17 protein-coding genes are annotated in these 18,545 nt (G+C 60.3%); 5 read left to right on the top strand and 12 right to left on the bottom strand.

Annotated features, from left to right (window positions below; genetic code table 11):
- Positions 1 to 852: 852 nt before the first annotated feature.
- The 5 genes from QIT27_RS14700 to dksA all read right to left on the bottom strand — a co-directional run bounded on the left by QIT27_RS14700 (position 853) and on the right by dksA (position 6,778).
- Entirely contained in the window at positions 853 to 2,235 is a 1,383-nt protein-coding gene (locus tag QIT27_RS14700) for a sigma-54-dependent transcriptional regulator (RefSeq protein ID WP_285264227.1), read from the bottom strand.
- Positions 2,213 to 5,158: an ATP-binding protein gene (locus QIT27_RS14705; protein ID WP_285264228.1), complete on the bottom strand. Its 2,946-nt coding sequence runs from the start codon at positions 5,156 to 5,158 to the stop codon at positions 2,213 to 2,215. The genes QIT27_RS14700 and QIT27_RS14705 overlap by 23 nt, the downstream gene beginning before the upstream one ends.
- Complete coding sequence (locus QIT27_RS14710) at positions 5,148 to 5,324, bottom strand: hypothetical protein (RefSeq protein WP_167520868.1); 177 nt, start codon at positions 5,322 to 5,324, stop codon at positions 5,148 to 5,150. The genes QIT27_RS14705 and QIT27_RS14710 overlap by 11 nt, the downstream gene beginning before the upstream one ends.
- Before the next feature lies 1 nt (position 5,325).
- Positions 5,326 to 6,225, bottom strand: a complete 900-nt coding sequence (gene gluQRS / locus QIT27_RS14715) for a tRNA glutamyl-Q(34) synthetase GluQRS (RefSeq protein ID WP_285264229.1) — start codon at positions 6,223 to 6,225, stop codon at positions 5,326 to 5,328.
- A gap of 115 nt (positions 6,226 to 6,340) precedes the next feature.
- The gene (dksA, locus tag QIT27_RS14720; protein ID WP_139527987.1) at positions 6,341 to 6,778 is read right to left on the bottom strand and encodes an RNA polymerase-binding protein DksA; all 438 of its coding nucleotides are present in this window, start codon (positions 6,776 to 6,778) and stop codon (positions 6,341 to 6,343) included.
- A gap of 186 nt (positions 6,779 to 6,964) precedes the next feature.
- Here dksA and QIT27_RS14725 point away from each other — a divergent pair, with 186 nt between their 5' ends.
- On the top strand, positions 6,965 to 8,125 hold the full coding sequence (locus tag QIT27_RS14725) for an aminotransferase class I/II-fold pyridoxal phosphate-dependent enzyme (protein ID WP_285264230.1): 1,161 nt from the start codon (positions 6,965 to 6,967) through the stop codon (positions 8,123 to 8,125).
- Positions 8,122 to 8,850: a DNA/RNA nuclease SfsA gene (sfsA, locus tag QIT27_RS14730; protein ID WP_285264231.1), complete on the top strand. Its 729-nt coding sequence runs from the start codon at positions 8,122 to 8,124 to the stop codon at positions 8,848 to 8,850. Before QIT27_RS14725 ends, sfsA begins: the two co-directional genes overlap by 4 nt.
- Here sfsA and QIT27_RS14735 read toward each other — a convergent pair.
- The 6 genes from QIT27_RS14735 to QIT27_RS14760 all read right to left on the bottom strand — a co-directional run bounded on the left by QIT27_RS14735 (position 8,847) and on the right by QIT27_RS14760 (position 13,483).
- The gene (locus QIT27_RS14735) at positions 8,847 to 9,308 is read right to left on the bottom strand and encodes a DUF4426 domain-containing protein (RefSeq protein WP_285264232.1); all 462 of its coding nucleotides are present in this window, start codon (positions 9,306 to 9,308) and stop codon (positions 8,847 to 8,849) included. The two genes, sfsA and QIT27_RS14735, sit on opposite strands and share 4 nt — an antisense overlap.
- Positions 9,309 to 9,344: 36 nt before the next feature.
- Positions 9,345 to 9,941 (bottom strand): methionine biosynthesis protein MetW, encoded by a 597-nt coding sequence (gene metW, locus QIT27_RS14740; RefSeq protein ID WP_159340815.1) that lies wholly within the window; start codon positions 9,939 to 9,941, stop codon positions 9,345 to 9,347.
- Positions 9,941 to 11,137 carry a homoserine O-succinyltransferase MetX gene (metX, locus tag QIT27_RS14745; RefSeq protein ID WP_285264233.1) on the bottom strand — a complete coding sequence of 399 codons (1,197 nt, stop codon included), beginning with the start codon at positions 11,135 to 11,137 and terminating at the stop codon, positions 9,941 to 9,943. The genes metW and metX overlap by 1 nt, the downstream gene beginning before the upstream one ends.
- Positions 11,138 to 11,210: 73 nt before the next feature.
- On the bottom strand, positions 11,211 to 11,804 hold the full coding sequence (locus QIT27_RS14750; protein WP_285264234.1) for a YggT family protein: 594 nt from the start codon (positions 11,802 to 11,804) through the stop codon (positions 11,211 to 11,213).
- A gap of 64 nt (positions 11,805 to 11,868) precedes the next feature.
- Entirely contained in the window at positions 11,869 to 12,696 is an 828-nt protein-coding gene (gene proC / locus QIT27_RS14755) for a pyrroline-5-carboxylate reductase (RefSeq protein ID WP_285264235.1), read from the bottom strand.
- 88 nt (positions 12,697 to 12,784) lie between these two features.
- The gene (locus tag QIT27_RS14760) at positions 12,785 to 13,483 is read right to left on the bottom strand and encodes a YggS family pyridoxal phosphate-dependent enzyme (RefSeq protein ID WP_285264236.1); all 699 of its coding nucleotides are present in this window, start codon (positions 13,481 to 13,483) and stop codon (positions 12,785 to 12,787) included.
- Positions 13,484 to 13,516: 33 nt separating this feature from the next.
- Between QIT27_RS14760 and QIT27_RS14765 the strand changes: the two genes are divergently transcribed.
- A complete protein-coding gene (locus QIT27_RS14765; protein WP_159340820.1) occupies positions 13,517 to 14,560 on the top strand; it encodes a type IV pilus twitching motility protein PilT in 1,044 nt (347 codons plus the stop codon).
- Positions 14,561 to 14,584: 24 nt separating this feature from the next.
- Complete coding sequence (locus QIT27_RS14770; protein ID WP_285264237.1) at positions 14,585 to 15,748, top strand: PilT/PilU family type 4a pilus ATPase; 1,164 nt, start codon at positions 14,585 to 14,587, stop codon at positions 15,746 to 15,748.
- 12 nt (positions 15,749 to 15,760) lie between these two features.
- Here QIT27_RS14770 and QIT27_RS14775 read toward each other — a convergent pair whose 3' ends face one another.
- Positions 15,761 to 16,903 (bottom strand): anhydro-N-acetylmuramic acid kinase, encoded by a 1,143-nt coding sequence (locus QIT27_RS14775; RefSeq protein WP_285264247.1) that lies wholly within the window; start codon positions 16,901 to 16,903, stop codon positions 15,761 to 15,763.
- Between the two features lie 116 nt (positions 16,904 to 17,019).
- Here QIT27_RS14775 and tyrS point away from each other — a divergent pair, with 116 nt between their 5' ends.
- On the top strand, positions 17,020 to 18,219 hold the full coding sequence (gene tyrS / locus QIT27_RS14780) for a tyrosine--tRNA ligase (protein WP_253019158.1): 1,200 nt from the start codon (positions 17,020 to 17,022) through the stop codon (positions 18,217 to 18,219).
- Positions 18,220 to 18,545 lie beyond the last annotated feature (326 nt).

An 18,545-nucleotide genomic window follows, 5' to 3' on the forward strand; every position in this document is an offset into this window, starting at 1 on the left:
CGTGACCGTATGGAGGACGGTAAGGGGTTGAGTGTATCCGACCCCCTGGGGCTTGCAAAGAGCGGTATGCAAAGAGCCGCCGACCAGAGCGTCGATGGGTGCCCATAAACGCGGAAAGGGGAGGCTACGTGAGCCTCCCCTATAAAGCAGACAATCAGCGTCCATGCTGCTGTTTTTATTCATGATGGCACATCGCCCTGAATACGCACCGCAGTCGGCAGGCGTAAAGAACCACTCTGATTCCGACCGCCTCGTATTCAAAACAATAATCCAACCGCGAACTTTTCTCTCCCGGCGAGTTGTTATTGGCTCCGGGGGTGTACACGTATGCTGCTATTGTTGTTGTTTGGGTGCAGACCCTTGTGTACGTCGCGTCCTTATTTGGGCACTTGCTGACTGTTGTTATTGTTCGCTGCGCTTTGTTGCATGGCTCCGCTTAGTGGCCTTGTGCTGCGCATGCAAGTAATGAGACTCAAGCCTGTTGTTCTTATTCGTGCCGTTATCTCTACCTGGCCCTGTTGTTTTTGTTTTGGCTCAGGTCGGGGCGGTGTCATGTTGTTCTTGTTAGCGACTTACCGCGCTGCCCAGTTTGTTCTTCTTGCCTAGTAATAGTGCACTCGCCGTGCCACTCATTTGATACCCCATGTATTTCAGTGGTTTGGCGATTTTTGGGTAGGCCAGGGAACTATTTGGAAGAGAAAGTGTTACCCATTTTAGCGGCTATTTTGCGTGTCATTGTGTGGGAAGGTAACAGTGGTTGGGTAACGATTTTTGGATATTTCTCAGGTAAATCAATCTATTAGACGTTAGTCTTACGGTCAATGACTAACGTCTTGACCGCTCTTATGGGGGCTAGCTTTGTCGGCGAGCGGTTTTCTTTCTCGGAATGCCCAGCCGCTGGCGGCGCTCCCACAAATTTTTACGACTAATCCCTAGCTTCTGCGCTAGCTCGGTTTCGCTCATTTGATCCTGGTGTTCCAGCACGAAATGTTGGAAGTAGTCTTCCAGCGAGAGGTCGTCTTCGTCGATGGTCGCCGCAGTCTCGCTGGGGGATGGAGCCGCGCTGGGCGCTGGCGGGTGAGAACGGTTGGTGACCGGACCAAGCCCTAAATCGTCGGGATGAATCAAATGGCCTTCGGCAAGAATCACGCCGCGCTCTAGCGCATTTTCCAGCTCGCGCACGTTACCGGGCCAGGGGTAGTCGCGTAGATCCTGGCGGGCCGCTCTGGAGAGCCGTAGTCCTGGGCGTTCGTGGCGCTTGCAGGCCTTTTCCAGCAGGATGTCAGCGATTTTGAGTACGTCGTCTTCGCGCTCGCGCAGCGGTGGCAGGGCGATCTGCATCACGTTCAGCCGGTAGTACAAATCAAGCCGGAACTCGCCGCTTTTGGAAAGCGCGCGCAGGTCACGGTGAGTGGCGGCAATCAGGCGCACGTTCACATGGCGGGTTTCCACGGAGCCAATTTTGCGGATCTCGCCCTCTTGCAGTACCCGCAGCAATCGCGCCTGGGCGTCCAGCGGCAGCTCGCCAATCTCATCCAGAAAGAGCGTGCCGCCGTCGGCGGCTTCGACCAAGCCGGTGCGCGCCGCGCTGGCGCCGGTAAAGGCGCCTTTTTCGTGACCAAACAGCTCGGATTCGATCAGCGTTTCGGGAATCGCCGCGCAGTTCACGCAAATCAGCGGCGCTTTGGCGCGCTTGCTCTGCTGATGGATGGCGCGCGCGACCAGCTCCTTGCCAGTGCCAGATTCGCCTTGGATGAGCACGGTGACGTCCGCAGGCGCGGTTTTGCGGATGCGCGTGTACACCTCCTGCATGGCGGTACAGTCACCAATCATGGTTTGACGGCCGCCGCCCTCGTCGGTGACATCCGGCGGCGTGCCCTGCTGCATCGACTGCTTGTGCAGAATACGCTCGACGGTTTCCAGAAGCTCGGTGTGGTCGAAGGGTTTGGCGACATAGTCGACCGCGCCCTGCTTGAGCGCATCCACCGCCGAACGCATGCTGGCGTAGCTGGTCATGATCAGTACCGGAGCGGGGGCCGCCAGCTCAATGAGCGTCGTGCCCGGCTCCCCCGGCAGGCGCAGGTCGCTGATGATGAGGTCAAAGTCGCTGAGTGGCTGCGTGCGGGCCTCTTCGGCGCTGGCCGCTTCGCTGACACTGTAGTGATGACGTTCCAGTAAGCGCTTTAACGCGCTGCGAATAATCGCTTCATCTTCAACAATCAGTATCCTGGGCATGGGGCAAGTGATCATCCTGTTGGTAAAGCGGTAGCCATAGCGTAATGGCCGTGCCGCGAGGCTTTCCGGGAGGTGGCGAAGCGACCTCTATTTTGCCTTGGTGCTCATTGATAATTTGATACGCCAACGATAGCCCAAGTCCGGTGCCTTCACCCGCCGGTTTGGTGGTGGTGAACGGTTCGAACAGGCGGTGTTTGACGCTGGGGTCGATCCCATGGCCGTCGTCAACGACGCGCCACCAAGCGTGGCGGGCCTGAGTGCCTGCCTCAATTAGCACCGTTCCCTGGGGGGAGCAAGCATCCTTGGCGTTGCTCAGTAAATTTACCATGACTTGGGTTAGACGCTGAGCATCACCGCTCACCACAATGTCACTTGGGCAGTGATTGGTAAAGGTGACATCCTCCCCCGAGCGGGCTAAATGGATCAAGTGCAGGGCGTCGTCGCTGACCGTTTTCAGCGAGGCTGGGGCGGCAGGAAGCGGCAGTGCCGGGCGTCCGCCATGGGCAAAGCCCACCAGTGAGTTGACGATTTTAGTCACCCGCTGAGTGAGCTGCTGAATTTGGTCGGCGGTTTCCAAAAGCGCCGGGTCGTCGGTGTCGTAGCGCAGGTTTTGCGCCAGCGATGAGATGCCGGTAATCGGGTTGCCAATCTCGTGAGCGACCCCAGCGGCAAGCTGGCCAATGGAGGCGAGCCGCGCGGCGTGCACCAACTCCTCCTCCAGCCATTTCATCTCGGTGTGATCCTCGACCAGAATGACGCTGCCGCCGCGGCTATCGTGGCCGCGGAGCACCGCTTTATGCAGCGTCAAAAAGTAGTCTTTGCCGTGCAGCGTGACCGCCTGTTTGTACAGCGGCGTTTGGCTGGCGTTCAGCACGCTGCCCAGTAGCGTGGGCCAGGGCGGCGGCAGGCTGTCGCGCCGGGAGCCGATCACGCTATCGCCGCTGATGCCAGAGAGCTGGGAGAGCGCTTGGTTCCACATCAGCAGCTCATCGTCGTCGCCTAACACGCACAGCCCCACCGGCAGATAGGCCAGGGTTTGCCGATGGTGACGGCGCAGCCCGTCGAGTTCTCTGGCAAGCCCGGTGAGACGCGAGCGGTAGGCTTCTAAGCGGCTCTCGACAAAGTGGATGTCGTCGGTGACAGGAGCATCGTCGTGGCGGTAGGGCAGGTAGCGGTCGACGATATCCCGCGCCACCGACGGCCCCATCAGCCCTGATAAGTTGGCCTGAATACGGTCACGTAAACGGCGCAGCGCATAGGGTCGGCGCTCTTGCGGGGTCAGGTTGAGCGCTTTCAGGGCGCGGTCCACTTCGCGGCTGGCGGCTTCATCGCCAAGTGCCTGAGCCAAGTGGGCGGGGAAATCCCCCGCCGTGGCGGCTTCCAGCGGTAGGCGTTTCGAGCGGATGACCGCATCCACCGAGCAGGCTTCCGCCGCCGAGCGCTCGCCCTCGGAGATGCGCGTAAACAGCGACACCACGATCAGCAAGACGATATTCACCGCCAGCGAGATCAGCGTGGCGTTGTACCACGCGGGTGCATCGGCGGGCATCAACAGAGTGAACGGCAGTGCGGGAAGGGCGATATCGAACAGCAGCGGTAGCCATAATCCCCATAGCCAGACGCCAATACCGCCGATAAGGCCGGCAATCATGCCTTTGCGGTTGGCACCCGGCCAATAGAGCAGTGCTAGAAGGCCCGGCAAACACTGCGCCATGCCCACGAACGCGGCCAACCCGAGGTTCGTCAGGGAGTGATAGCGCCCGACGCTTTCGGCAAACAGCCAGCCACCGACAATCACGGCCCCGACCAGCCCCCGGCGCAGCCACAGCAGCCAGCCGTAGAGGTCGCTACGCGCCTCTGGCGGACGGGCGACCAGCACGATGTGGTTCAGTACCATGCCGGAGAGCGCGAGCGCAATCATCATCATGGTGCCGCTGGCGGCCGCCAAGCCCCCAATGAACGCCAGCGCGCCGACCCACCAGTGCTCGGTCATCAGGTACGCCGCGTAAGCGGCCAGCGGTACGCTCTCGTTGGCCGACTGCGCCGCCCACAGGATCATCGGCACCGGTAGCGCCATCAAGAGCAAAAAGAGCGGTAGCGTCCAGCTGGCTTGCAGCAAGGTATGGCGAGAGAGGCTTTCGGCAAAGGTGATCTGAAACAGGTGCGGCATCATAAAGGCCGCCGCGAAAAACAGCAGCAGAAGCGTGCGCCATTGGGGGGCTTCGAGCTGTGGGGTGGCGCTCTGGAGTGCCGCGCCCGGGCCTTCCAGCCAGCGCTGTAAGTCTTGAGGCCCATCAAACACCCACCACAAGGCAATGGCACCGAGCCCGAGCATGGCCAGGAGTTTGATCACCGATTCGAAGGCAATCACGCTCAGCAGCGTATCGTGGCGGTGCCGATGACTGTGGCGGGCGCCAAACAGCACGGCGCAGGCGGCAATGATGCCACAGAACAGCAGCGCTACCGCAGCACTGTAGCGACTGCCGGTCAGTAGTTGCACGGCGTCACTCAAGGTTTGCACCTGAATGCCCAGCAGCGGCAGCACGGCGAGCAGGCTCAAGAGCGTCACCAGCGTTCCCGCCCAGCGGGAGCGGTAGCGAAAGGCGAATAGATCCGCCAGTGAAGAGAGCTGGTAAGTGCGGGTAATGCGCTGAATCGGTACTAGCAGCACAGGGGCGAGTAAGAAAGCTCCCGCTGGCCCTAGGTAGTAAGCGAGGTAGCCAAACCCGGCATTCGCGGCGAGTTCGATGCTGCCGTAGATGGCCCAGGCGCTGGCGTATACGCCGAGCGCTAGGGTATACACCATCGGGTGGCGAGTAATGCGCACCGGCACCCAGCCCCGCTCGACGGCCATGCCACAGCCAAACAGCAGCCCAAGATAGCCAAGCCCCAGTAATACGACGCCTACTAACTCAGCGTTCATCCAACTTCCTCTTCTGCTCGAGCCATAGCGTCAGGGCAATCAGGACCCCCCAAATGGCAAACGGGCGGTACCAGGCCACGCTCGGGTCAGCCCAGCCATCCATGAACAGCGGGGAGAGAAGATACCCGCCAAAGACAAGAAATAGCATGATGCGGTAAACGTACATCTTACGGCTCCGGTGGCGAAGAGCGGTGGGCCTGCGGGGCCAGCTGGGCCACCGACCAGTGCTCGATGGCCCAGCGTAGCTGCACACTCGGCGCTTCATCGATTAGAGCCGGTGGCGGGGTCTGGTCGAGGAGTTGAAGCGCCTGAAATAGCTGGCGACGAATACCGCGGCTCTCCTCGGCCAGTGCAGGGGCGAGGTTTTGCTTGGAGAGCTTTTGGCCGTCCGCCGTGACTACCAGCGGCAGATGCAGGTAGCGCGGCGTGGGCAGCTGTAGCGCTGCCTGTAACTGCTGCTGCCAAGGCGTGTTATCCAGCAGGTCGTACCCCCGTACGACATCGGTGATGCCCTGATGGGCGTCATCCACGACTACCGCAAGTTGATAGGCCCATAGTTGATCTTTGCGTTTTAACACGACATCGCCCAGCTCGGTGGGATCGAAGCGCTGCTCGCCGAATAGCCGGTCGTGCCAGCCGACGGGGCGTTTGGCGAGGTCGCTGCGCAGCCGCCATGCGACCGGCTTGCTGGCATCGCGCACACCGTCTCGGCACCAGCCGGGGTAAATATCGTAAGCCTGCCACTGCTTGCGTGAGCAGCTACATGGATACGCCAGCCCCTGATCGATGAGCTGGTCCAGGGCTTGCTGGTAGGCATCATGACGATGGCGTTGCCATATTACCTCCCCATCCCATGTCAGGCCGAAGGCCTCTAGCTGGCGCAAGATGGTGCTGTCCGCGCCTTCTGGGCAGCGTGGTGGGTCGATGTCTTCGATCCGGAGCAGCCACTGGCCGCCCGCAGCGCGGGCATCCAAATAGCTGCCGAGCGCGGCAACCAGCGAGCCAAGATGAAGTGGCCCGGAGGGGGTGGGGGCAAAGCGCCCTCGATAGTGAGCGGTGGCGGTCATGGCAACCCGTGCGTGAAAACGGTCAAGCGGTGAGAAGCACACAAGATGACAAACAAAAACGGGCACCTCAAGGGTGCCCGCTGTCGGCCATCGTCTTAGCCGGATGGCAGGGTGCTTAACCGCCTAGCTGCTTCTCTTTCAGCTCGGCCAAGGTTTTGCAGTCGACGCACAGTGTGGCGGTGGGGCGTGCTTCCAAGCGACGAATGCCGATCTCCACGCCGCAGGCTTCGCAGAAGCCGTAGTCGTCATCATCGATCTTCTCGATGGTTTCGTTGATCTTCTTCAGCAACTTGCGCTCGCGATCCCGGGTGCGCAATTCCAGGCTAAAGCCCTCTTCTTGCGTGGCGCGGTCGGCGGGGTCGGCGTAGTTGTTAGCATCTTCCTGCAGGTGGCGTACGGTACGATCCACCTCTTCCATGAGGTCCTGTTTCCAGTCCAGAAGCAGCTGGCGGAAGTGCGCGAGCTGCTTCTCATTCATATACTCTTCACCCGGTGCCGGCTCATACGGTGTGAAGGACTTGGACGCTTCCGGTTTCTTTTCCGCTACTGGCATGGGAGTGCCCCTTACGTATGTGACTGCTGATCGACCATGAGCGTGTGTCACGATCTCACGCCAAAGGGATGCTTGTTTAGCTGAAAATTGCGCGCGATGCAAGCATAATAGTGCGCTTTCGACCATGGTCCCACATCTTGTGCGACCTGGGTCATGGTTTAACTACTGCTAGGTGAAGGAGCCGTTATGGCCTGGAATTCGCGTGTCGATCACGTTGCGCCTTTTCGCGTAATGCACTTATTGGAAATGGCTCAGGCGCGTGAAGCGGCAGGTCATGACGTGATTCACCTGGAAGTGGGCGAGCCCGATTTCGCAACGCCCGCTCCCATCGTCGCCGCCGGGCAGCAGGCGCTTGCCGAAGGCAGAACGCGCTACACCCCCGCAGCCGGTTTGGCGTCGCTGCGTGAGGCCATTGCGGGGCACTACGCCGAGCACTTCAACGCCACGGTGGATCCCGCCCGTATTCTGGTCACCCCCGGGGCGTCTGGCGCACTGCTGTTGGCCAGCCAGCTGCTCGTCGAGAGCGGCGACCGAGTGCTCATGGCCGACCCAAACTACCCATGCAACCGCCACTTCATGGCGTTGGCAGGGGCCGAGGTCGACGCCGTGCCGGTAGGGCGCGACACCGGCTGGCAGCTCACCGCACCGCTGATCGAGCAGCATTGGCAGGCCAAGACGCGTTTAGCCATGCTGGCCAGCCCCTCAAACCCGACCGGGCATACGCTGGAGGCCCCGGCGCTCACGAAGGTGATCGACACGGTGGCGGCCAAGGGCGGCGATATCATCGTCGATGAGATTTACCAGGGGCTGAATTACGACGACGTGCCGCTGTCGGCCACGTCATTGTCGGATGATGCCTTTGTGGTGAACAGTTTCTCCAAGTACTTCGGCATGACCGGCTGGCGCTTGGGGTGGCTGGTCGCCCCGGAGCAGGCTGTCGAGCCGCTGACTCGGCTGGCACAAAATGTGTTCCTCGCCGCGCCAACGCCTTCCCAGCACGCGGCGCTGGCAGCGTTTACCCCGGAGTGCCGGGATATTCTGGAAACCCGGCGAGCCACTCTTAAGCAGCGCCGCCAAGTGCTGCTGGATGGTTTGGCCGAGCTAGGGCTTGCGCCGGATCTACCGCCCCAGGGGGCGTTCTATCTCTGGCTGGATATCTCCCGCTACAGTCGCGACAGCCAAGCCTTCTGCGAGCGCCTGTTGGTGGAGGAGAACGTCGCCATCACGCCGGGTATCGACTTTGCCGTACAGGGCGGCGAGCACCATGTGCGCATCGCGTTTACTAACGATGTAGCACGGCTGCAGGAGGCGGTGGTGCGCATCGCACGCTTTGTGAGCCGCTTATGATGACCTATCCAGGGCTGGTGCCCGGCACGCTGCTGCGCCGCTATAAGCGCTTTCTAGCCGATGTGCGCCTGGATAGTGGTGAGGAAGTGGTGGCTCACTGCCCGAATACTGGCTCGATGAAGGCGGTGAACGTGCCCGGCTGCCGGGTATGGCTCTCGCCCAGTCATAACCCCAAACGCAAGCTGGCCTGGACCTGGGAGTGGATAGAGCTACCCGAGCCAGATGGTGAAACGGCGCTGGTATCGGTTCACACCGGGCGAGCGAATGGCTTGGTCGAAGCCGCGATTAATGCAGGCGAAATAGCACTTCTTACGGGCTATCAAACGTTAAAGCGTGAGGTAAAGGTAGGCGAAGCGCGGCTCGATTTTCGCTTGGATGACCCTGAAAAGGGCGCCGCCTACGTGGAAGTCAAACAGGTCACGCTGAAAGAGACGGATGGTCACGGCTACTTTCCCGACTCCGTGAGCGTGCGTGGTACCAAGCATTTGCACACGTTGGCGGCGCTGGCCGAGCAGGGCGAGCGGGCAGTGCTGCTGTTTTGCGTGGCCCATGAGGGGATTGCGGACGTGGCACCGGCGACTCATATCGACCCTACCTATGCGGCAGCGTTAAGTGATGCGGTGAACGCGGGTGTGGAAGTAGTGGCGTATGGCGTGAGGGTGGAGTGGCAGCAGAGTGTACCGGTAGCGGCCCGCCTGGCGCGGGCGCTACCGGTACGGGTTTAGCGTTCGATATAGAAGCGCTGGATAAAACTCACCGGCTCGGGGTTTTCATTGCGGTCGTAGCGCACGTCGAGATTGAAGCGCATCGGCTCGTCTTGGCGCAGGGTGAACGTGGCAAGATGGTAGGTGGCATCGCCATCGTGAACGGTGCGAAAACTGAGCGGCTCGCGGGTGTCGGTGAGGTCGCTAACATAGCCCTCAACGCTGGCGTTGACCGGTTGTGTGGAGCCATCCGGCTGGCGCTCGCGCACGCTCACATTCACCAAACCGTGCCCGATACTGCGCTGGATACTGTTTGCCTGCGCCACTTCTGGAGTGAGAAAGCGCGTTTCGATGGCGTTGTAGTGGATCTCGTATTCGCCCACTCGCACCATCTGCTCTGCCGCTGCCTGGGTGGCGCTGAGCAGTGTCCCCAGCAGCACTAGCAGCAGTGGAAAGCGTCGCAGTGTCGCAATAGCCATAGCGTGTCTCCTCTCATGGGTGAGGTAAGTGCGGTATTAGGCGCGTCGGCGCACTCGGAAAATGGCGATTTCACCAAACAGATTCGGCCACCACTTCGAGGTCCAGTGCCCCTTGTGGTCGCCAACGCCCACGGCGCGGTCAACAATCACCAGCCCTTTCTCTTTGCACAGGTGCTCGAAGTCGTTAAACGTCGATAGGTGGATATTGGGGGTGTCGTACCACGCGTGGGGCAGCGATTTTGACACCGGCATGTAGCCGCGTAACCCCAGGTGAATGCGATGACGCCAGTAGGCGAAGTTAGGGAAGGTGATGATTCCCTCCTCGGCTACTCGCAGCATTTCATCGAGCATCTTGTCCGGGCGGCGCAGCGCTTGCAGCGCCTGGGTCATGATGACCTGGTCATAGCTGTTATCGCAGAAGCTGCCCAGGCCGTCATCCAGGTTATGCTCGATCACGTTGACGCCGCGTGCCACGCATTGGGTGATGCCGTCGGGGTCGATCTCTAACCCATAGCCGGTCACACCTTTCTCTTGGGCCAGCCGCTCCAGCAGAATGCCGTCGCCGCAGGCGAGATCCAAAACGTGTGCACCTTGGGGAACCCAGTCGTAAATCAGTTCAAGATCCGTGCGCATTAGCGTGTTTCCTCCGCGCCTGCGGCGTCGATGTGCTGCTCTCGTGCGACGCGGCCCATAAAGGCGCTGAACAGCGCTTGATAACGCGGTTCCGGCAATAAGAAGGCATCGTGCCCGTGGGGCGATTCAATGTTGGCATAGCTCACCGATTTGCCCGCGCGCGTCAGCGCATCCACCAACTCCCGGGAGCGCGACGGCGGGAAGCGCCAGTCGGTGGTAAAGCTGACGATCAAAAAGGGGCACTGCGCCGGTGCCAGGGCGCAGGCAAGATCGCCGTCGCAGCTGGCCGCCGGGTCGAAGTAGTCCAGCGCTTTGGTCATTAGCAGGTAGGTATTGGCATCGAAGGCGGTCGAGAAGGTATCGCCCTGATAGCGCAGGTACGACTCCACCTGGAACTCGACGTCGAAGCCAAAGTTCAAATCATCGCTGCGCAGGTCGCGGCCAAACTTGCTGCCCATGGCGTCTTCGGAGAGATAGGTGATATGTCCGACCATGCGGGCCAGCTTTAGCCCCCGTTTGGGCACGGTGTCGTGTTCGGCGTACCAACCGTCGAAGAACTCCGGGTCTGAGCGGATGGCTTGGCGGGCGACCTCGTTGAAGGCGATGTTCTGCGCCGAGAGGCGCGGCGTGGCCGCAATGACGACAGCATTGGCGACCCGTTCGGGGTAGGTGATCGTCCACTGCAGCACCTGCATGCCGCCCAAACTGCCGCCCACTGCCGCTGCCCAGCGCTCGATGCCCAGATGGTCGGCGAGACGCGCTTGGCTGGTGACCCAATCGCTCACTGTCACCACGGGGAAGTCAGGGCCCCACTGGCGGCCGGTGTCCGGGTTATGGCTCACCGGGCCGGTACTGCCGTGGCAGCCGCCCAGGTTGTTCAGCGACACCACGAAAAAGCGATTGGTGTCGATGGATTTACCGGGGCCGATATGAGCATCCCACCAGCCAGGTTTGCGATCATCAGCGGTGTGATAGCCCGCAGCGTGATGATGCCCCGACAGCGCGTGGCAAATCAGCACCGCATTAGAGCGCTCGGCGTTCAGCGTGCCGTAGGTCTCATAGATCAGTTCGTACTCCGGCAGCGTCTTGCCGCAGGCAAGCGGCAGCGGCGTATCAAACTTAACCACGTGAGGGGTCACAAGGCCAACGGAGTCCGCTGGCCGGTCGTCATAAGCAAGAGTGTCTGAATCAGGCATCGAAAGCGCTAGTCCTGCAAAAATAAGTCCTGCAAAAAGTAAGCTCGGGGCGTTCGTTGCATCGATAGGCGCGTTATAGCCCTACGAGTGCCCCCGAAATGCCTGCTGCACGAATCAGCGAGCCCACCACAACGCCGTCTACCAGGTTGATGGCGATAAAGACCACGATTGGTGAAAGATCGATCATGCCTAGCGGCGGAATCACTTTTCTCACTGGAGCCATGATCGGCTCGACCAACTGCATCACCAGCAGTGCGCCGGGGTGGCTGGCATTCGGCGCGACCCAGCTCAGAATGATCATCACGATCATGGCAAAGAAGTAGATCTTCAAGATGGCGTTGGCCAGCGCGGCCACCCCGGCAATCAGCAACCCTGCAACGGGCGGCATGCCCACGCCGATCACCATGAAAATGGCAATCATACTGACGACTTTCAGCACGAAACCGGCTGCCAGAGTGGCAAGGTCAAAGCGACCGGCGACCGGCCCTAAAAAGCCTTGGAACAGCCCCACGACTGGCTGGGTGATTTTGACCACCGACTGGCTGAGCGGGTTGTAGTAATCCGCCCGGGATGCCTGCAGCAAAAAGCGCAGCATCAACAGAAACAGATAAATATTGATCAGCGAGTTCACCAGCATTAATCCGGCGCTGCCTAATTGACTTCCCATTGCGGCTTCTCCTCAAACATATCGTTCTTATGGCGTCATTCACGGCTCGTTAGCGGTGTGCGACTCACTCGTGTCCGCTGAGCTCTTTGGACATGGCATCGGCGCGCTCGGCGCAGGCCTGCATGGCGTCGGCGATGATCGTGCGCAGGTGCGCCTCTTCCATATGCGCAATAGCGCGCTCGGTGGTGCCGCCGGGTGACATCACGTTCTGCTTCAAGGTAGCCGGGTCTTTGTCGCTGCGCTGGGCCATAGTGGAGGCCCCCAAGGCGGTTTGAATGGCCAAGCGGCGGGCGGTTTCAGCAGGCAGGCCGAGCTTCACGGCGGCCTCTTCCATGGCTTCAAACATCAAGAAGAAGTAAGCCGGGGCGCTGCCGGAAACCGCGGTCACCGCATCCAGTAAACGCTCTTCCTCGACCCACTCGACAATGCCCACTGCTTCCATGAGCTGGGTGGCGAGGGTGCGCTGGGCATCGCTGACCGCCGCGTTGGCGTACAGGCCGCTGGCGCCGATACCGACCAGTGACGGGGTGTTGGGCATGCAGCGCACCAGGGCGTTGCCGCCGCCCAGCCACTGGTCGATGGTGTTAGCATCCAGGCCAGCAGCAATGGACATCACCAGCGGCGCCTGCTGCTGAACGCTTTCACGCAGGGCTTCACAAACGCCGCGCATGATCTGCGGTTTGACCGCCAGCACGACCACATCTGCACCGTTAACCGCTGCACTGTTGTCGGTGTGGGTATGAATACCCAGGCGCGCCGCGAGCGGAGCCAGTTCGCTTTCGTTGGGGGCCGTGGCGGTGATGTCGCTAGGTGAGACACCGCTTTCGATCAGGCCGCCGATAATGGCACAGGCCATATTGCCTGCGCCAATGAAGGTGATCTTGCTCGCCATGGGGGTATCCTTTTTCGCAAATGGCTGCGTCTTGCAGCGTGTAAAGTAAACCGTGTGTTGTGTGAGCCGCGTGCTGTGTGAACCGTAGTTAGCCCCGAGCGCCAAAAATGGCGGTGCCTAAACGTACCAGCGTGGCGCCTTCTAAGACAGCCGCTTCTAAATCGTCGCTCATGCCCATCGAGAGCGTATCCAGCGGCGCTTCAGGCAGTGCCGTCTGGAGCTCTTCCAAGAGCTGGCGCAGCGCTGCCAGCGGCTGGCGCTGTGCTTCTAGCGTCTCCGCCGGGGCGGGAATCGCCATCAGCCCGCGCAGGGCGAGGCCTGGCAGGGCGGCAATCTCTTGGGCCAGCGCTAAGGCGTCTTCCGGCAGCACGCCGGATTTCGATGCCTCGCGGCTAATATTGACCTGCAGGCAGACGTTTAACGGTGGTAACGCTGCCGGGCGCTGTTCGCTCAGGCGTTTGGCGATTTTTAATCGGTCAACGCTGTGTACCCAGGCAAACTGCTCGGCCACGGCGCGGGTCTTGTTCGATTGCAGCGGGCCAATGAAGTGCCACACAATGCCGTCAAGATCCTCAAGTGCCGCTTGTTTATCCAGCGCCTCTTGCAGGTAGTTTTCACCAAACTCGCGCTGGCCGTGCTGCCACGCTTCGCGCAGCATCTCGGCGGGCTTGGTTTTGCTCACTGCCAGCAGGGTGGCGCTGGTGGGCGAGCGTCCGGCATCCTCAAGCGCCCGGCGCAGGCGTTCACGCGCAGATGCAAGTGACTCGGGGAGCGCGTTGTCTGTCATACTCAAGCACCTTACCGCAGCTGGGAAAGAGAGATGGATATTACCGAACTGCTGGCATTCTCGGCAAAGCAGAATGCATCCGACCTGCACCTTTCGGCGGGTCTGCCTCCCATGATACGTGTTGATGGCGATATTCGTCGGCTTAATGTGCCCGCCATGGAGAACAGCGACGTTCGGCGGCTGATCTACGACATCATGAACGATCGGCAGCGCCGCGACTACGAAGAGCACTTAGAAGCGGACTTCTCGTTTGAAGTGCCGGGCGTGGCGCGCTTTAGGGTCAATGCCTTTAACCAGGCACGCGGGGCGGGGGCGGTGTTCCGTACCATTCCCAATAAGGTGCTTTCCATGGACACCTTGGGCATGGGCGAGGTGTTCCAGCGCCTTTCGATGCTACCCAGGGGATTAGTGCTAGTGACCGGGCCCACGGGATCGGGCAAAAGCACGACCTTGGCGGCGATGATCGACTACATCAACGAACAGCGCTTCGAGCATATTCTGACCATCGAAGATCCGGTGGAGTTTGTGCACACCAGCAAGCGCTGCCTGATTAATCAGCGGGAGGTTCACCGCGACACCCATAGCTTCTCTGGGGCGCTGCGTAGTGCGCTGCGCGAAGACCCGGACGTGATTTTGGTCGGCGAGCTTCGCGATCTCGAAACGATCCGTTTAGCGCTGACCGCTGCTGAAACGGGGCATTTGGTATTCGGCACCCTGCACACCACTTCCGCGGCGAAAACCATCGACCGGATTATTGATGTATTCCCCGGTGAAGAGAAATCCATGGTGCGCTCGATGCTGTCTGAATCGCTCCAGGCGGTTGTCTCGCAAACGTTGTTGAAGCGTCAGGGTGGCGGACGCGTGGCGGCCCACGAGATCCTGATTGCCACGTCTGCGGTGCGTAACCTCATTCGCGAAGATAAAGTGGCGCAGATCTACTCCGCTATCCAGACCGGCGGCGCACTGGGAATGCAGACCCTGAATGCCTCGCTCGCCAAGCTGGTTAAAGAGGGCGTGGTGAGTATGGAGGAAGCCCAAGTAAGGGCTAAAGGCACGCTGACGTTAAAAGATGAGTAAGGCGGCACAAGGATAATAGACGCGATGAGTGAGTCAGCCAGCGGTATGACCGCGACCCAGTGGCTGCACCAACTGCTGGGCATCATGGTCGAGCAGCAGGCATCGGACCTGCTGATTTCGGTGGGCGCGCCGCCCAGCTTGAAAACGCCCAAGGGGCTGATGCCGCTGGGGCGCCAGCCGCTCTCCTCTAGCCAGGTGCGCAGCCTGGTGCTGAATGCGGTTCCCGAGAAGCAGCGGGAGCGATTTCATGAGGAGCACGAGGCGAACTTTGCCCTAAGCCTGGAGAGTGCGGGGCGGTTTCGGGTAAGCGCCTTCCAACAGCGCAACGAGCCCGCCATGGTGGTGCGCCGTATTGCGCAGACCATTCCGACCCTCAGCGCGCTTGGCGTGCCTAGCCAGTTAGCGACGCTGGCCAATGCCAAACGCGGGCTGGTGCTGGTGGTGGGCGGCACGGGAACGGGGAAATCCACCACTCTGGCGGCAATGATTCAGGAGCGCAACGCCTCAGTCGGTGGGCACATCATCACCATTGAGGACCCCATCGAGTACTTGCATCCGCATCAGCGAGGCATCGTTAATCAGCGCGAAGTAGGGGTGGATACGGAGACCTTCGAGGTGGCGCTGAAAAATACGCTACGCCAAGCGCCGGATGTGATCTTGATTGGTGAAGTGCGTACCCGCGAGACCATGGAGCACGCCCTCACTTTCGCGGAAACCGGACATCTCTGTTTGGCGACGCTGCACGCCAACAACGCCAACCAGGCGTTGGAGCGTATCCTTCACTTCTTTCCCCATGAGCGGCACGAGCAGGTGCTGATGGATCTGTCGCTGAATCTGCGTGCCGTGGTTGCACAGCAGCTGCTGCCTACTCAGCAGGGTGGCCGCTGCGCGGCGATCGAGATTCTGCTCTCGTCGCCACGGGTGGTGGATCTGATCCGAAAAGGGCGTATTGATGAATTAAAGCAGGCCATGGCAGGCTCCCGCGACGCGGGGATGCAAACTTTCGATCAGGCGCTTTACGCGCTTTATCAAGCGGGCCAAGTCAGCCAGCAAGTGGCGCTGGCCCATGCGGATTCCGCCAACGACCTGCGGTTGATGATCAAGCAGGGCGACGCCGCTGCCAGCGGTAAGCCGTTAGACGCGCAGGTGCCGCCCCATCTTGCCCTGCGCGACGGTGACGATTATTGACGGCCTTCGCCGCTAGGGGGCATAAATACCGCCCAGCACCCTCGGGCCGCTGGCGCCTGTCACGGAAGGCAAGTTGCCGGGTAGCCCGTGCAGGCGCTGGTGGGCGAGCCAGGCAAAGGCTCCTGCTTCAATCCAATCCTCTGGCCAGCCCAGCGTAGCGGGGGAGAGCAGCGTGACCTTGGGCAGGTGCACGGCTAGCCTTTCCATCAAATAGGCATTGTGAGCACCGCCACCGCCCACCAGTAGCGTGGCGCTGGGCTGGCTTAGCGGCAGTTGGGCCACCCCTTGCGCGACACTCACCGCCGTCAGTTCGGCCAGCGTTGCCTGAACATCACGGGGGGCTTCGTCGCCAGTGAGGTGGTCGCTCAACCACGCTAAGTGAAACAGCTCGCGCCCGGTGCTGCGCGGCGGCGGCTGATGAAAAAAGGGTTCTTGCAGCAGGCGGGCGAGCAGCGCTTGGTCGATTTGCCCGCTGGCCGCCCAAGTGCCGTTCTCATCAAATCGCCCGGTGTGATGCTTGGCAAACCAGGCATCCAGCAGCACGTTCGCCGGGCCGGTATCGAAGCCCACCACGGCGCGCTCCTGCTCTTGAGGAAGCCACGTAAGATTGGCAAAGCCGCCCAGGTTCAGCACGAGCTGTTCGCCTGGGCGCTGCCCAAACAGCGCTTGGTGGAAGGCGGGTGCTAAAGGCGCTGCTTGGCCGCCAGCGGCCAAGTCCCGGCGGCGAAAGTCGGCCACCACCGTGCACCCCGTCAATTCTGCCAGCAGGCTCGGGTTATCTAGCTGTAGCGTATACGCCGGACCACCCTGGTGACCTTGCGGCGCGTGCTCAATCGTCTGGCCGTGGCTGCCAATCGCCGTAATCTGAGCCGGGACGAGCCCCTGTTCCGTTAAGAGTGCTGTAACGGCCTGGGCCTGGAGGCGGCAAAAGGCATCCTCGGCGGCGGCCAGTTCGGCAAAGCGCGCTGCTGGCGCGTGGCAAAGGTGCAGTAGCTGCGCGTGCAGCGTATCGGGCATGGCAACGGCAGCCGTGGCTAATAGCTTAGGCGGCATGCCAGGAGTGATAGAGACTAGGGCGGCATCAATACCGTCCAGGCTAGTGCCAGACATTAAGCCAATATAGTAAGCGGGTGACGAAGGGTGCGAGGTTTTCATCATGCGGGTCATCCAAAACGGGGTGAAGGCTCAACCAAGGCGGTGGAGCGTGATAACATCGCCCACTATTGATTATTTAAACGCCTTTAACGGCACATAGTACATGGAGAGAGGCAATGAGTGAGGTGGATCAGGCGTTAGCGCTGCTGTCGCGGGGGACGCATGAAATCCTGGTAGAAGACGAGCTGCGTAAAAAGCTCGCGTCCGGTCGCAAGCTGCGTATTAAAGCAGGGTTTGATCCTACGGCACCTGATTTGCACCTGGGTCACAGCGTACTGCTGACCAAAATGCGCCAGTTCCAAGATCTTGGTCATACCGTTATCTTTTTGATTGGGGATTTCACCGGCCGCATTGGTGACCCGACCGGTAAAAACGTTACCCGCAAGCCGTTGACCGAAGCCGACGTCAAGGCGAACGCAGAAACCTATAAAGAGCAGGTGTTCAAAATCCTCGATCCAGAAAAGACCGAGGTGCGCTTCAACGCCGAGTGGTTTGGCGAGCTAAGTGCCGCCAAGATGATCGAGCTGGCCGCGCAAAGTACTGTAGCGCGGATGCTGGAGCGCGATGACTTTGAAAAGCGCTACAAAGCCAACCAGTCCATCGCCATTCATGAATTCCTCTACCCGCTGGTGCAGGGGTACGACTCGGTCGCGCTGGAAGCCGACGTGGAACTGGGCGGTACCGACCAGAAATTCAATCTGCTCATGGGGCGCGAGATTCAGAAGCACTTCGGTCAGGAGCCCCAGGTGGTCATTACTATGCCGTTATTGGAAGGTCTGGACGGCGTGCAGAAAATGTCCAAGTCGCTTGGCAACTACGTGGGCGTGGATGAAGCACCGGGTTCCATGTTCAATAAGCTGGTCTCCATGCCCGACAGCTTGATGTGGCGTTACTTCGAGCTGCTCTCGCTGAAATCGAACGAAGAGATCGAGGCGCTGAAGCAGAGTGTCGAGCAGGGTGCGAATCCTCGCGATGTGAAAATGGAGCTGGCTCGTGAACTCATCGCTCGTTACCACGGTGATGAAGCCGCCGCGAATGCGCACAAGTCGGCGGGTAACCAACTGGCCGATGGTGAGTTGCCGGAAGACCTACCGGAAGTAGAGGTCGATTTCGAGGGTGGCGAGCAGGCGCCGATTGCAGCCGTGCTCAACCGCTCTGGGCTGACCAAAAACAGCGCGCAAGCGAAAGACATGCTGAAAAACGGCAGTGTCAAAGTGGATGGTGAGGTCGTTGCTCAAGACACCATGCTCGCCACTGGTAAAGTGTATGTGATTCAAGCGGGCAAGAAGCGTTACGCTCGCGTGACCCTTGTTTGAACTTTCTGAAAACTTTTTCACATTAGCCCTTGCCAACCCGGCCGCGAATCCGTAAAGTACGCATCCGCTGCCGGGGACGCCAAGCGTTACCAGCGGTGAAGGAGGTTGAAAAACCTCTGGTTTGTCAGGAAGTTAGCGCCGTCCTGTTATTGGTTGGATCGCTCGCTTCACCCGCTGAAAACAGCGGTTGACAAACACCACGGAATGCGTAAAATAAGCCTTCCTCGCTGAAGCAACACGGTTCAGGTCATCGAGCCCGCACAGCGAAACAGCTCTTTAACAATTTGATCAGGTAATTCATGTGGGCGCTTGCCGATGAGGGTGAC

This window comes from Halomonas sp. LC1, from assembly GCF_030247125.1.
GTDB lineage: Bacteria > Pseudomonadota > Gammaproteobacteria > Pseudomonadales > Halomonadaceae > Vreelandella.

Bases quoted from the DNA above. Each gene is read 5' to 3' on its own strand.
- QIT27_RS14700 (WP_285264227.1), bottom strand. From the start codon at position 2,235: ATGCCCAGGATACTGATTGTTGAAGATGAAGCGATTATTCGCAGCGCG.
- QIT27_RS14705 (WP_285264228.1), bottom strand. From the start codon at position 5,158: ATGAACGCTGAGTTAGTAGGCGTCGTATTACTGGGGCTTGGCTATCTT.
- QIT27_RS14710 (WP_167520868.1), bottom strand. From the start codon at position 5,324: ATGTACGTTTACCGCATCATGCTATTTCTTGTCTTTGGCGGGTATCTT.
- gluQRS (WP_285264229.1), bottom strand. From the start codon at position 6,225: ATGACCGCCACCGCTCACTATCGAGGGCGCTTTGCCCCCACCCCCTCC.
- dksA (WP_139527987.1), bottom strand. From the start codon at position 6,778: ATGCCAGTAGCGGAAAAGAAACCGGAAGCGTCCAAGTCCTTCACACCG.
- QIT27_RS14725 (WP_285264230.1), top strand. From the start codon at position 6,965: ATGGCCTGGAATTCGCGTGTCGATCACGTTGCGCCTTTTCGCGTAATG.
- sfsA (WP_285264231.1), top strand. From the start codon at position 8,122: ATGATGACCTATCCAGGGCTGGTGCCCGGCACGCTGCTGCGCCGCTAT.
- QIT27_RS14735 (WP_285264232.1), bottom strand. From the start codon at position 9,308: ATGGCTATTGCGACACTGCGACGCTTTCCACTGCTGCTAGTGCTGCTG.
- metW (WP_159340815.1), bottom strand. From the start codon at position 9,941: ATGCGCACGGATCTTGAACTGATTTACGACTGGGTTCCCCAAGGTGCA.
- metX (WP_285264233.1), bottom strand. From the start codon at position 11,137: ATGCCTGATTCAGACACTCTTGCTTATGACGACCGGCCAGCGGACTCC.
- QIT27_RS14750 (WP_285264234.1), bottom strand. From the start codon at position 11,804: ATGGGAAGTCAATTAGGCAGCGCCGGATTAATGCTGGTGAACTCGCTG.
- proC (WP_285264235.1), bottom strand. From the start codon at position 12,696: ATGGCGAGCAAGATCACCTTCATTGGCGCAGGCAATATGGCCTGTGCC.
- QIT27_RS14760 (WP_285264236.1), bottom strand. From the start codon at position 13,483: ATGACAGACAACGCGCTCCCCGAGTCACTTGCATCTGCGCGTGAACGC.
- QIT27_RS14765 (WP_159340820.1), top strand. From the start codon at position 13,517: ATGGATATTACCGAACTGCTGGCATTCTCGGCAAAGCAGAATGCATCC.
- QIT27_RS14770 (WP_285264237.1), top strand. From the start codon at position 14,585: ATGAGTGAGTCAGCCAGCGGTATGACCGCGACCCAGTGGCTGCACCAA.
- QIT27_RS14775 (WP_285264247.1), bottom strand. From the start codon at position 16,903: ATGAAAACCTCGCACCCTTCGTCACCCGCTTACTATATTGGCTTAATG.
- tyrS (WP_253019158.1), top strand. From the start codon at position 17,020: ATGAGTGAGGTGGATCAGGCGTTAGCGCTGCTGTCGCGGGGGACGCAT.